The sequence below is a fragment of the Xanthomonas hawaiiensis genome (assembly GCF_031834635.1).
Taxonomy (GTDB): Bacteria; Pseudomonadota; Gammaproteobacteria; order Xanthomonadales; family Xanthomonadaceae; genus Xanthomonas_A; species Xanthomonas_A sacchari.
This window is the reverse complement of the sequence record NZ_CP115873.1, coordinates 350,619-362,332: the sequence shown is the minus strand read 5'-3', so window position 1 is coordinate 362,332 and position 11,714 is coordinate 350,619. Positions and strand designations below refer to the sequence as shown.

Below are 11,714 nucleotides of genomic sequence, written 5' to 3'. Positions count from 1 at the left end.
GCACGCGGCCCGATACCGACGAATGTTGCGCTTCCGTTAGCGCGAATCACGTCTACAGAACGATGTTTTCGCGAGCATTTGACGACCGCCCAACCCCTGGCGACTATCCTGTCGCCTCCCCCCACAGTGGAACGTTTTCCATGCTGCACACGCGCGAACTCGGCCGCTCCGGCCTGCATGCGGCACCGCTGGCGTTCGGCGGCAACGTGTTCGGCTGGAGCGCCGACGCCAAGACCTCCGTTGCCTTGCTCGATGCCTTCGTCGAGGCCGGCTGCAATCTCATCGACACGGCCGACATCTACTCGGCCTGGGTGCCCGGCAACCACGGCGGCGAATCGGAAACGCTGATCGGGCAGTGGCTCAAGCACAGCGGCAAGCGCGACAAGGTGCTGATCGCGACCAAGGTCGGCAAGTGGGCCGAACGCCCGGGCCTGTCGGCCGACAACATCGCCGCTGCCGCAGAGGACTCGCTGAGGCGCCTGCAGACCGACGTCATCGATCTGTACCAGGCGCATGAGGACGACGATTCGGTGCCGCTGGAAGCGACGCTGGCCGCGTTCGGGCGCTTGATCGAGCAGGGCAAGGTCCGCGCGATCGGCGCCTCCAACTACAGCGCCGCGCGCCTGCGCGAAGCCCTGAACGTCTCTGCGCAGTACGGCCTGCCGCGCTACGAGACGCTGCAGCCGGAGTACAACCTGTACGACCGTGCCGGCTACGAGGCCGAGCTGGAACCGCTGGTGCGCGAACAGGGCCTGGGCGTGCTGTGCTACTACGCCCTGGCCAGCGGCTTCCTCAGCGGCAAGTACCGGCGTGCGGAAGACGCCGGCAAGAGTCAGGCACGCGGCGCCAGCGTGGTCGCGCGGTATCTCAATGCGCGCGGCCTGCGCATTCTTGCCGCGCTCGACGACATCGCCGGCAAGCATGCCGCCACGCCCACGCAGGTGGCGCTGGCCTGGCTGATGGCGCGGCCGGGCATCGTCGCGCCGATCGCCAGCGCGACCAGCCTGGACCAATTGCAGGATCTGCTCGCCGCCGCACGCCTGCAGCTGTCGGCCGAGGACATCGCGCAGTTGAATACCGCAAGTGAGGAAACAGCATGACCGCCCCCACCCAGACCACCCGCATCGTGCTCGCCTCGCGCCCGCAGGGCGCGCCGGGCACCGACAACTTCCGTACCGAACAGGCCCCGCTCGAGGCGCCCGGCCCCGGCCAGGTGCTGCTGCGCAACCGCTGGCTGTCGCTGGACCCGTACATGCGCGGGCGCATGAGCGATGCGCCGTCCTATGCGCCGCCGGTGCAACTGGGCGAGACCATGGTCGGCAGCACCGTGGCCGAGGTGCTGCACTCCAATTCCCCCGACCATGCGCCGGGCGATCTGGTGCTGGTGCAGAACGGCGGCTGGCAGACCCATCTGGTGGTCGACGGCGCCAGCCTGCGGCGCAAGCTCGACCCCAACTCGCCGCTGCCGCCGAGCACCGCGCTCGGCGTGTACGGCATGCCCGGCTTCACCGCCTACGCCGGCCTGCACGAGATCGGCAAGCCGCAGCCGGGCGAGACCGTGGCGGTGGCCGCTGCCACCGGCCCGGTCGGCGCCACCGTGGCGCAGATCGCCAGACTGCGCGGGGCCAAGGTGATCGCCATCGCCGGCGGCGCAGAGAAGTGCCGCTACCTGCGCGAGGAACTGGGCGTGGACGTGGCCCTGGACCACCGCGCCAAGGACTTCGCCGCGCAGTTGCGCGCCGCCGCGACCGACGGCATCGACGTGTACTTCGAGAACGTCGGCGGCCACGTGTTCGACGCGGTGCTGCCGCTGCTCAACGACTTCGCCCGCGTGCCGGTGTGCGGCACCATCGCCACCTACAACGCCAACGGCGCCTTGCCGCCGGGGCCGGACCGGCTGCCGGCGCTGATGGGCCAGGTACTGCGCCAGCGCCTGACCCTGCGCGGCTTCATCGTCGGCGACTTCGTCAAGCTGTATCCGGAATTCCTGCGCGAAATGGGCGCCTGGCTGACCGACGGCCGCGTGCGCTACCGCGAACACGTGGTGGACGGCCTGGAGAACGCGCCGCAGGCCTTCATCGACATGCTGAGCGGCGGCAACTTCGGCAAGCTGGTGGTGCGGCTGGGCGACTGAGGCCGGGGACCGAAACTCGAACCCCTCGTAGGAGCGGCTTCAGCCGCGACCGGGCGTTCCCGGAAACGTGCGGTCGCGGCTGAAGCCGCTCCTACGGACAGCGCGACAGATGGCGCGGCACGCTAGGGTGTGGTGCGCATGCACGCCCCAGCATCGACGCCCGCGGATACAGCCACTACCATCGGACGCATCGCCGCCGCCGCCGCTTCCATGTCCGAGTCCCCGCGTCCCCCTCGCGCACGCCGCGCCGCGCGTGCCGCCACCGCCCCCACCCCGCCCGAGCGCGGCCTGGCCGCGGAGCTGATGCGGCGCATCGGCGAATGCGAAGGCGACCCGAACTTCATGACCTCGCTGGCGCGCGGCCTGGCCGTGCTCAGCGCCTTCGGCCAGCACAGCCGCGACGTCAGCATGGCCCAGCTCAGCGCCGACACCGGCATCCCGCGCGCGGCGGTGCGGCGCGTGCTGTACACGCTGGAAAAGCTCGGCTACGCCGGCACCCACGGCCGCGGCTACGTGCTGCTGCCGCGCGCGCTGGGCATCGGCAGCGGCTACCTGTCCACCGCCGCACTGTCGGTGGCGGCGCAACCGGTGCTCGATGCGTTGCGCGACGATCTGCACGAGTCCTGCTCGCTGGGCGTGCTCGACGGCGACGACCTGCTGTACGTGGCGCGTGCGGAAACCGTGCGGATCATGTCGATCGGCCTGCGCGCCGGCAGCCGCCTGCCGGCGTACTGCACTTCGATGGGCCGGGTGCTGCTGGCGGCGCAGCCGGGCGACACCTTGAACAGCTATCTGGAACGCAATCCGCTGCGCCCGCGCACCGAGCGTACCGTCACCGACCGCGCGCAGTTCCAGGCCCTGCTCGAGCGCGTGCAGCGCGACGGCTATGCGGTGGTGGACCAGGAACTGGAGATCGGCCTGCGCTCGGTGGCGGTGCCGGTGCGCAACCGCCAGGACCGCGTGGTCGCCGCGCTCAACGTCGGCAGCTCGGTGGCGCGGATGACCCTGGGCAGCCTGCAGAGCACGGTGCTGCCGGCGCTGCGGCATGCGGCGCAGCAGTTGAGTCGGGTGCTGGACTGAGCGCAACCGACGCCGCGCCGACCCGCCGCGTCGCCCACCAGAACAGCAACGCCAGCAGACTGACCGCCGCCCCCAGACGACACACGCCCGCCCAGCCGGCCTGCGCGTAGGTCGCGGTCGTGCCGATCGCGCCCAGTCCGCTGCCCACCGCGTAGAACAGCATGTACAGGCCGATCAGCCGGCCGTGCGCCTGCGGCCGGCCACGCAGGATCATGCTCTGGCTGGTGACGTGCAACGCCTGCCCGGCCAGGTCGAGCAGGACGATGCCGAGCAGCAGCGCGGCCAGCGAGTGCGGCAGCCACGACAGCGGCCACCAGGCCAGCACCAGCACCACCAGTGCCGCGGCGCTGGTGCGCTGGGCATGGCCGCGGTCGGCCCAGTGTCCGGCGCGCGCTGCCGCCAGCGCACCGACCGCGCCGACCAGACCGAAGGCGCCGATGGCGGTGTGCGAGAACGCGTACGGCGGTGCGCGCAACGGCAGCACCAGCGCGCTCCAGAAGATGTTGAACGCCGCGAACATCAACAGCGCCAGCACGCCGCGCACCTGCAACACACGCTCCTGGCGCAGCAGCGTCAGCATGGACGCGATCAGCCGCAGATAGCGCAGTGGCTGCGACGGCACCGGGAGCGCCGGCAACCAGCGCCACAACGGCAGCGCGAGCGCCAGCATCAGCGCCGCGGCGCCGGCATAGACCGCGCGCCAGCCGGCCAGATCGCTGACCCCGCCGGCGAACACCCGCGCCAGCAACAGGCCGATGAACACACCGCCCTGCGCCGCACCGACCACCCGCCCCTGCTCCTGCGGCGCCGCGGCGCTGGCGGCATAGGCGATCAGCCCCTGGGTCATCGCCGTGCCCAGCATACCGACGGCGAGCATGCCGGCCAGCAACACCGGCGCCGACCGCGCCACGCTCACCGCGACCAGCGCCGCGACCAGTCCCAGCGCCTGCACTGCCATCAGACGCCGACGCTCCACCAGGTCGCCCAGCGGCACCAGCAACAGCAGGGCCAGCGCGCAGCCGACCTGGGCGGCGCTGACCACGCCGCCCACCGCGGCCGGGCCGATGCGGAAATCCGCTGCCAGCGCATCCAGCAGCGGCTGCGCGTAATAGACGTTGGCCACGCTCAGGCCGCTGGCGATGGCGAACAGCCAGACCAGGCGGCGCGGCATGGAGGACGCAGCGGTGACGGATTGCATGATCGGAGACTCGCCCATTCAAGTTTCAAAACGAAACTTGTCTCAGGCTAGGTCGATAGGTTTTAAAATGCAACCACTGCCGCCGAGCGCCTCCAGGAACGCCGATGCCGTCCCGCCCTGCCCTGCCCGCGTCGCCCTGCCCGGTGGCGCGCAGCGCCGACCTGATCGGCGACCGCTGGTCGCTGCTGATCGTGCGCGATGCCTTCGATGGGGTACGCCGCTTCGGCGACTTCCAGCGCAGCCTGGGCATAGCCCGCAACATCCTCGCCGACCGGCTGCGCAAGCTGGTCGAGGCCGGCATCCTGGAGACGCGCGAGGCCTCCGACGGCAGCGCCTACCGCGAGTACGCGCTGAGCGCCAAGGGCGAGGACCTGTTCGCGGTGGTGCTGGCGCTGCGGCAATGGGGCGAACGGCATCTGTTCGACCATGGCGAGCGCCATTCGGTACTGATCGACACGCGCAGCGGCAAGCCGGTCGCACGCATGCAGCCGCGCGCCGCCGATGGCACGCGGCTGAGCCCGGCAGTCACCGAAGTGCGCAAGGTGCGCTGAGCGGAGCGCCGAACTTTCTAGGCGGCGCCTTCGGCCGCCTGCTCGGCCAGGATCGGCGCAGCCAGGGCGAAGGCGTGGTTGGCTGCGGGCACGCCGCAGTAGATCGCCGCCTGCAGCAGCACTTCCTTGATCTCGTCGGCGCTGACGCCGTTGTTGCGCGCGGCGCGCACGTGCAGCTTGAACTCCTCGTCGTGGCCGCGCGCGACCATCATCGCCAGGGTCAGCAGCGAGCGCGTGTGCCGCGGCAGTCCCTCGCGGGTCCACACAGTGCCCCAGGCGGTGCGGGTGATGAACTCCTGGAATTCCTCGGTGAACGGCGTGCGCGCGGCCAGCGAGCGGTCGACGTGGGCATCGCCGAGCACCGCACGGCGCACCTGCAGGCCGGCGGCGTAACGTTCGTTCTCGTCCATCGGGGCAACTCCTGAAACGTGGGGAAAAGCGGGCGCTGGCTACTGCAGCAGGAAGCGCAGCACCGCGTCGTTGAAGGCGTGCGGCGACTCGACGTTGCACAGGTGGCGGCCATGCACCTCGGCATCCTCGCCCTGCGCCACCTGCGCAGCGATGGCCTGCAGATCGGCCGGCGGGCACACCGGATCGTCGTGCCCGGCCACGGCCAGCACCGGTACGCCGATCTCGCCCAGACGCTCGCGGAAGTCGGCCTCGGCCAGCGCCTGGCAGCAACCGATGTAGGCCTGTGCGTCGGTGGCACGGAAGCTGTCCAGGATCGCCTCGACCGTGGCCGGCTGCGCCTCGGCGAAGGCCGGGGTGAACCAGCGCGTACGCGTGCCTTCGCACAGCGGCGCCAGGCCCTCGGCGCGCACCTGGTCGATGCGCGCCTGCCAGCTCTCGGCGCTGCCGATCCTGGCCGCGGTGGCGCACAGGGTGAGGCTGAGCAGGCGCTCGCCCGCGTGCAGGCCCAGCCACTGCCCGGTCAGCCCACCGATCGACAGGCCGCAGAAATGGCTGCGCTCGATCGACAGCGCGTCCCAGAGCGCCACCACGTCGCCGCCGAGGTCGGCCATGGCATAGGGCGCCGGCGGGGTGGTGGACGCGCCGTGGCCGCGGCGGTCGTAGCGCAGCACGCGAAAATGCGGCGACAGCGCGGCGATCTGCGCGTCCCACATGTGCAGGTCGGTGCCGAGCGAGTTGCACAGGGTCAGCCACGGACGGCCTTCGCTGCCGTCGATGCGGTAGTGCAGACGATGCGTGGGCAGGTCGAGGATCGGCATGGGCGGCGCTCGCTTGGAAGATGGAATGGGCGCCGCGGTACGAAACGTGCGGCACCGGCAAGTCTAGAACGTGTCGCCGACGCTGCGGCAGACCGGCACGGTGCTGCGCCTCACCCGCGCGCCTGCGCGGCGAGCACGCGCTCGATCCACACCGTGGCCATGCCGCGCCAACTGTCGCTGGCGAACAGCGCATCCAGTTTCGCCGGTGGCAGGACCGCGGTCACCTGCGGCTCCTCGGCCAGCACTGCGCGCAGGTGCTGCTGCGTGGCCAGCGCACGACGCACCGCGGTTTCCACCAACGCGTGCGCAGCGGCCTTGCCCAGGTGCGTGGCCAGGGTAACCGCCACGGCCTCGGCGTAGAGCAGGCCGCCGTGGCTGTCCAGATGCGCGGCCATGCGCGTGCGGTCCAGTTCCACGCCCTCGACCAGCACCCGCACCTGCGCCAGGCTGCCGGCGCTCAGACGCACCAGTTCCGGCAGGGTCTCCCATTCGGCATGCCAACCGCCGACCGCGCGCTCGTGTTCCTGCGGCAGCGCCGCGAACAGCGTCGCCAGCAGGCCGGGGGCGCGCGTGGCGGCGGCGATCGCGACCACGCAGCCGACCGGATTGCGCTTGTGCGGCATCGCCGAGGAGCCGCCCTTGCCCGCCGCCGCCGGCTCGAACGCCTCGGCCACTTCCGACTGCATCAGCAACGCGACGTCGCGGCCGATCTTGCCGAGGCTGCCGGCGAGCAACGCGAACGCCGCGCCGATCTCGCCGATGCGGTCGCGCGCCGCATGCCAGGGCAGCGCCGGCAACGGCAGGCGCAGCTCTGCCGCCAGCGCCTCGGCCACGGCCAGGCCCTGCGACTGCAGCGCGGCCAGGGTGCCGGCGGCGCCGCCGAACTGCAGCACCAGGGCATCCTCGCGCAGCGCCTGCAGGCGCCGGCGGCTGCGCTGCAGCGCATCCAGCCAGCCCGCGGCCTTCAGCCCGAAGGTCACCGGTACCGCCTGCTGCAGCAGGGTGCGCCCGGGCAGGCCGGTGTCGCGCTCACGCTGCGCCAGCGCCGCCAGTGCTGCGCACAGCGCGTCCAGTTGCGTTTCCACATGGTCGAGCGCGGCGCGCAACTGCAGCACCGCGCCGCTGTCGATGATGTCCTGGCTGGTCGCGCCCCAGTGCACCCAGCGCGCGGCCGCTTCGTCGGTGGCGGCGACCTGGGCGGTGAGCGCCTTGACCAAGGGGATCGCCGGATTGCCGGCCAATGCGGTGGCGGCGGCGAGCGCCGGCAGGTCGTAGCGCGCGGCATCGCAGGCGGCGGCGATCGGCACCGCGGCGTCGGCCGGGATCACGCCGCAGCGCGCCTGCGCGCGCGCCAACGCCGCTTCCACGTCGAGCATGGCCTGCAGGCGGGCGCGGTCGTCGAACAGCGCATCGACGGCCGGATCGCCGAACAGCGGACGCAACAGGGACTCGGAGACGCTCATCGGTTCGTATGCGGTGGAGGGATCGCGCAGCGTAACCGCTGCGGCCTGTGCGGGATGTCGCGCTCAGTAGCGGAAGAACACGGTCTCGTGCTCGCCCTGCATGCGCACGTCCCACTGGTAGCGGTTGGGCGCCAGCGGCTGCGCGATCAGGGTGGCGCGGCGCTCGGCCGGCACCTGCGCCAGGATCGTGTCGCCGTCCAGGTCGTCGTCGCCGAAGTACAGCCGGGTCGGCGCGGCGCGCAGCAGGCCGCGCATGAACACCAGCACCACCAGGTGCGGCGCCTGCGGGCCCTTGGGCCCGGCGACGCGGCCGGGCTTGACCGTGCGGAAGGCGAAGCGGCCCTGCGCGTCGGTCGGCACCCGGCCCCAGCCATGGAAGGCCGGATCGTGGTCGCCGCGGCGCGGGTCGGCGGCATGGTCGTAGATGCCGGCGGCATCGGCCTGCCAGATCTCCAGCAGCGCATCGCCGACCGGCACGCCGTTGCCGTCGAACACGCTGCCGGCGATCTCCACGTGGGTGCCCTGCGCCTGCGCCGGCGCGATCTCGGTGCGGTACAGCGGTTCCAGCCCGATCCGGTAGTAGGGGCCGACCGTCTGCGAGGGGGTTGCCTGGAAACTCATCGCCTCACTCCCATGGGGTCTGCTTGCGTCCACGCAGGACGATGTCGAAACGGTAGCCCAGCGCGAACTCGTTGGCGGTGGTCTCCCAGTCGAACGCGGAGACCATGCGCTCGCGCGCCTTGGGGTCGTCCACGCAGTTGAAGATCGGGTCGAACGCCAGCAACGGATCGCCGGGGAAATACATCTGCGTGACCAGGCGCTGGCCGATGCCGTCGCCGTGCAGCGAGAAATGGATGTGCGCCGGGCGCCAGGCGTTGTAGTGGTTGCGCCACGGATACGCGCCGGGCTTGATGGTGGTGAAGCGGTAGCGGCCGTGGTCGTCGGTCAGCACCTGGCCGGTGCCGGTGAAGTTGGGATCCAGCGGCGCGTCGTGCTGGTCGCCGGCGTGCAGGTAGCGGCCGGCGGCGTTGCACTGCCATACCTCGACCACGCTGTTGCGCACCGGCGTGCCGTTCTCGTCGAGCAGGCGCCCGCTGACGATGATGCGCTCGCCCAGCGGCGCACCGGGGAAGCCGGCGGTGAGATCGGCGGCGTGTTCGCCCAGGGTGGTGCGGTCCAGGGTCGGACCGGTCGCTTCGGACAACGTCAGCGGGATCGCGATCGGATCGCGGGTCGGGCCGCGTGCGCCGGTGGAGGCATAGGGCGGGTGCAGGTAGGCCGGCTGCGTCCCGGGGTACGGGCGCCGATAGCCGAGCAGGGGATCGATGGGGGTGTCGTCGCGCATCGTGCGGGTCTCGCTGGCTCCGCGCGGAGCCGGTTGGCTGGAAGGATGATGCAGGCGTGCGGGGCGCAGCGTCGATGGGGCGCGCGGCTACAGCCGCTCGATCGCCAGCGCCACGCCCTGGCCGACGCCGATGCACATGGTCGCCAGGCCGCGGCGGCCACCGCTGGCCTCGAGCTGGCGCAGCAGGGTCAGGGCGAGGCGCGCACCGCTCATGCCCAGCGGATGACCGAGCGCGATCGCGCCGCCGTTGGCATTGACGTGCGCGGCATCGTCGGCGACGCCGAGTTCGCGCAGGCAGGCCAGGCCCTGCGCGGCGAAGGCCTCGTTGAGTTCGATCGCATCGAAGTCGCCGATCGACAGCCCCAGCCGCGCCAGCAGCTTGCGCGTGGCCGGCACCGGGCCGATGCCCATGTAGGCCGGCTCCACGCCGGCGCTGGCGAAGCCCAGTACGCGCGCACGTGGGGTCAGGCCCAGCGCCTGCACCTGCGCGGCGCTGGCCAGCAGCAGCGCGGCGGCACCGTCGTTGATGCCCGAGGCATTGCCGGCGGTGACCGTGCCGGGCTGACGGAAGATCGGCTTGAGCCTGGCCAGCGCCTCGGGCGTGGTGTCGGCGCGCGGATGCTCGTCGACGCTGACTTCGACGGTCTCGCCACGCTTCCTGCCCGGCGCGGTCACCGGCACGATCTCGCCGTCGAAGAAGCCGGCGGCCTGCGCGGCGGCGGTGCGCTGCTGGCTGCGCAGCGCGAAGGCATCCTGGTCCTCGCGCGAGATGCCGTAGCGTTCGGCCACGTTCTCGGCGGTCTCGCCCATCAGGTCCACGCCATACAGTTGCTGCAGCTTCGGATTGACGAAGCGCCAGCCCATGGTGGTGTCTTCGAGTTGCTGGTTGCGGGCGAAGGCGCTCTCCGCCTTGCCCATCACCCACGGCGCGCGCGACATCGACTCGACGCCGCCGGCGATGGCCAGGCCCAGCTCGCCGGCGCGGATGCCGCGCGCGACGGTGCCGATGGCATCCAGGCCCGAACCGCACAATCGGTTGACCGTGCTGCCCGGCACGCCGAACGGCAGGCCGGCCAGCAGCAGGCTCATGCGCGCGACGTTGCGGTTGTCCTCGCCGGCCTGGTTGGCGCAGCCCAGGTAGACGTCGTCGAGCTGCGCCGGATCCAGTTGGGGCTGACGCGCCAACAGCGCCTGCAGCGGCACCGCGCCGAGATCGTCCGCGCGTACCCCGGCCAGGGCGCCGCCGTAGCGGCCGATCGGCGTGCGAATGCCGTCGATGATGTAGGCCTCGTTCATGCCGCCTCCGTGGAATCGGCCAGGGTCAGCGCCAGCCCGGTGGCCTGGCGCAGGTCGTCCAGGCTCACGCCCTCGACCAGTTCGAGCACGCGCGCGCCGTCCGGCCCCAGCGCGAACACGCCCAGGTCGGTGTACACCCGCGACACGCAGCGCAGTCCGGTCAGCGGATAGCTGCACGCGTTCACCAGCTTGGGCTCGCCGCGCTTGGTCAGCAGTTCCATCATCACGTAGACCTGCTTGGCGCCGATCGCCAGGTCCATCGCGCCGCCGACCGCGGGAATGGCGTCGGCCGCGCCGGTGCTCCAGTTGGCCAGGTCGCCATGCACCGACACCTGGAACGCACCGAGCACGCACACGTCCAGGCGTCCGCTGCGCATCATCGCGAACGAGTCGGCGTGGTGGAAATAGCAGCCGCCGGTCAGCAACGTCACCGGCTGCTTGCCGGCGTTGATCAGGTCCAGGTCCTCCTGCCCCGGCGGCGGCGCCGGCCCCATGCCGAGCAGACCGTTCTCGCTATGCAGGAAGATCTCCTTGTCCGCCGGCAGGAAGTTGGCCACCGCGGTCGGCAGGCCGATGCCCAGGTTGACGTAGGCGCCCTCGGGGATGTCGCGCGCCACCCGTGCGGCCAGCGCGTTGCGGTCGATGCCGCGCCCGTTCAATGCGTGCATGCGCCCTCCTGCGCGGTGGTCACCGCCACTACGCGTTGCACGAAGATGCCCGGGGTCACCACCGCTTCCGGATCCAGTGCGCCGAGTTCCACCACTTTCTCCACCTGCACGATCGCGCAGGTCGCGGCCATCGCCATCAGCGGGCCGAAGTTGCGCGCGGTCTTGCGGTACACCAGGTTGCCCCAGCGGTCGCCGTGGTGCGCCTTGATCAGCGCGAAGTCGGCGCGGATCGGATACTCCAGCACGTAATGACGGCCGTCGATCTCGCGGGTTTCCTTGCCGGCGGCCAGCTCGGTGCCGTAGCCGGTGGGGGTGAAGATCGCGCCCAGGCCGTTGCCGGCGGCGTGGATGCGCGCGGCCAGGTTGCCCTGCGGCACCAGTTCCAGTTCCAGTTCGCCGGCGCGGTAGGCCGCGTCGAAGTGCTGCGAATCGCTCTGCCGCGGGAACGAGCACACGATCTTGCGCACGCGCTTGTGCTTGATCAGCGCGGCCAGCCCGGTCTCGCCGTTGCCGGCGTTGTTGTTGACGATGGTCAGCTCGCGCGCGCCCTGCGCGATCAACGCATCGATCAGCGCATCGGGCATGCCCGCGGTGCCGAAGCCACCGATCATCACCGTGGCGCCATCGTGGATATCGGCCACTGCGTCGGCGCACGAGGCCAGGGTCTTGTCGATCATCGGCGCCGCCCCGCCGTCGCCGGCCGGGGGCGCAGCGCACGGCGGCGCAGGCGCATTACGGGGTCTGCCACGA

At 71.5% G+C, this 11,714-nt stretch carries 13 protein-coding genes; 4 read left to right on the top strand and 9 right to left on the bottom strand.

What is annotated here, in order from left to right; genetic code table 11:
* Positions 1 to 140: 140 nt before the first annotated feature.
* The 3 genes from PG878_RS01585 to PG878_RS01575 all read left to right on the top strand — a co-directional run bounded on the left by PG878_RS01585 (position 141) and on the right by PG878_RS01575 (position 3,214).
* Complete coding sequence (locus PG878_RS01585) at positions 141 to 1,100, top strand: aldo/keto reductase (protein ID WP_209030477.1); 960 nt, start codon at positions 141 to 143, stop codon at positions 1,098 to 1,100.
* On the top strand, positions 1,097 to 2,134 hold the full coding sequence (locus PG878_RS01580) for an NADP-dependent oxidoreductase (protein WP_209030476.1): 1,038 nt from the start codon (positions 1,097 to 1,099) through the stop codon (positions 2,132 to 2,134). The genes PG878_RS01585 and PG878_RS01580 overlap by 4 nt, the downstream gene beginning before the upstream one ends.
* Before the next feature lie 210 nt (positions 2,135 to 2,344).
* Positions 2,345 to 3,214, top strand: a complete 870-nt coding sequence (locus PG878_RS01575; protein ID WP_209030475.1) for an IclR family transcriptional regulator domain-containing protein — start codon at positions 2,345 to 2,347, stop codon at positions 3,212 to 3,214.
* Here PG878_RS01575 and PG878_RS01570 read toward each other — a convergent pair.
* Positions 3,108 to 4,412, bottom strand: a complete 1,305-nt coding sequence (locus PG878_RS01570; RefSeq protein WP_244672538.1) for an MFS transporter — start codon at positions 4,410 to 4,412, stop codon at positions 3,108 to 3,110. The genes PG878_RS01575 and PG878_RS01570 overlap by 107 nt on opposite strands.
* A gap of 104 nt (positions 4,413 to 4,516) precedes the next feature.
* On the opposite strand from PG878_RS01570, the gene PG878_RS01565 reads away from it, so the two are divergent.
* A complete protein-coding gene (locus PG878_RS01565) occupies positions 4,517 to 4,963 on the top strand; it encodes a winged helix-turn-helix transcriptional regulator (protein ID WP_209030474.1) in 447 nt (148 codons plus the stop codon).
* 17 nt (positions 4,964 to 4,980) lie between these two features.
* On the opposite strand, the gene pcaC is transcribed toward PG878_RS01565, so the two are convergent.
* From pcaC to PG878_RS01525, 8 genes are all read right to left on the bottom strand, one after another.
* Complete coding sequence (gene pcaC, locus PG878_RS01560; RefSeq protein WP_152182363.1) at positions 4,981 to 5,373, bottom strand: 4-carboxymuconolactone decarboxylase; 393 nt, start codon at positions 5,371 to 5,373, stop codon at positions 4,981 to 4,983.
* A 39-nt stretch (positions 5,374 to 5,412) separates the two neighbouring features.
* Complete coding sequence (pcaD, locus tag PG878_RS01555; protein ID WP_209030473.1) at positions 5,413 to 6,192, bottom strand: 3-oxoadipate enol-lactonase; 780 nt, start codon at positions 6,190 to 6,192, stop codon at positions 5,413 to 5,415.
* Positions 6,193 to 6,302: 110 nt separating this feature from the next.
* Complete coding sequence (locus PG878_RS01550) at positions 6,303 to 7,655, bottom strand: 3-carboxy-cis,cis-muconate cycloisomerase (RefSeq protein WP_209030472.1); 1,353 nt, start codon at positions 7,653 to 7,655, stop codon at positions 6,303 to 6,305.
* Positions 7,656 to 7,718: 63 nt separating this feature from the next.
* Positions 7,719 to 8,276, bottom strand: coding sequence for a protocatechuate 3,4-dioxygenase subunit alpha (gene pcaG / locus PG878_RS01545; RefSeq protein ID WP_209030471.1), 558 nt, complete (start codon positions 8,274 to 8,276; stop codon positions 7,719 to 7,721).
* Positions 8,277 to 8,280: 4 nt separating this feature from the next.
* Complete coding sequence (gene pcaH, locus PG878_RS01540) at positions 8,281 to 9,000, bottom strand: protocatechuate 3,4-dioxygenase subunit beta (protein WP_209030470.1); 720 nt, start codon at positions 8,998 to 9,000, stop codon at positions 8,281 to 8,283.
* Positions 9,001 to 9,087: 87 nt separating this feature from the next.
* On the bottom strand, positions 9,088 to 10,296 hold the full coding sequence (gene pcaF / locus PG878_RS01535; protein WP_209030469.1) for a 3-oxoadipyl-CoA thiolase: 1,209 nt from the start codon (positions 10,294 to 10,296) through the stop codon (positions 9,088 to 9,090).
* Entirely contained in the window at positions 10,293 to 10,964 is a 672-nt protein-coding gene (locus PG878_RS01530) for a 3-oxoacid CoA-transferase subunit B (protein ID WP_017908145.1), read from the bottom strand. The genes pcaF and PG878_RS01530 overlap by 4 nt, the downstream gene beginning before the upstream one ends.
* Positions 10,952 to 11,641 carry a 3-oxoacid CoA-transferase subunit A gene (locus PG878_RS01525; protein WP_209030468.1) on the bottom strand — a complete coding sequence of 230 codons (690 nt, stop codon included), beginning with the start codon at positions 11,639 to 11,641 and terminating at the stop codon, positions 10,952 to 10,954. The genes PG878_RS01530 and PG878_RS01525 overlap by 13 nt, the downstream gene beginning before the upstream one ends.
* Between the last annotated feature and the right edge of the window lie 73 nt (positions 11,642 to 11,714).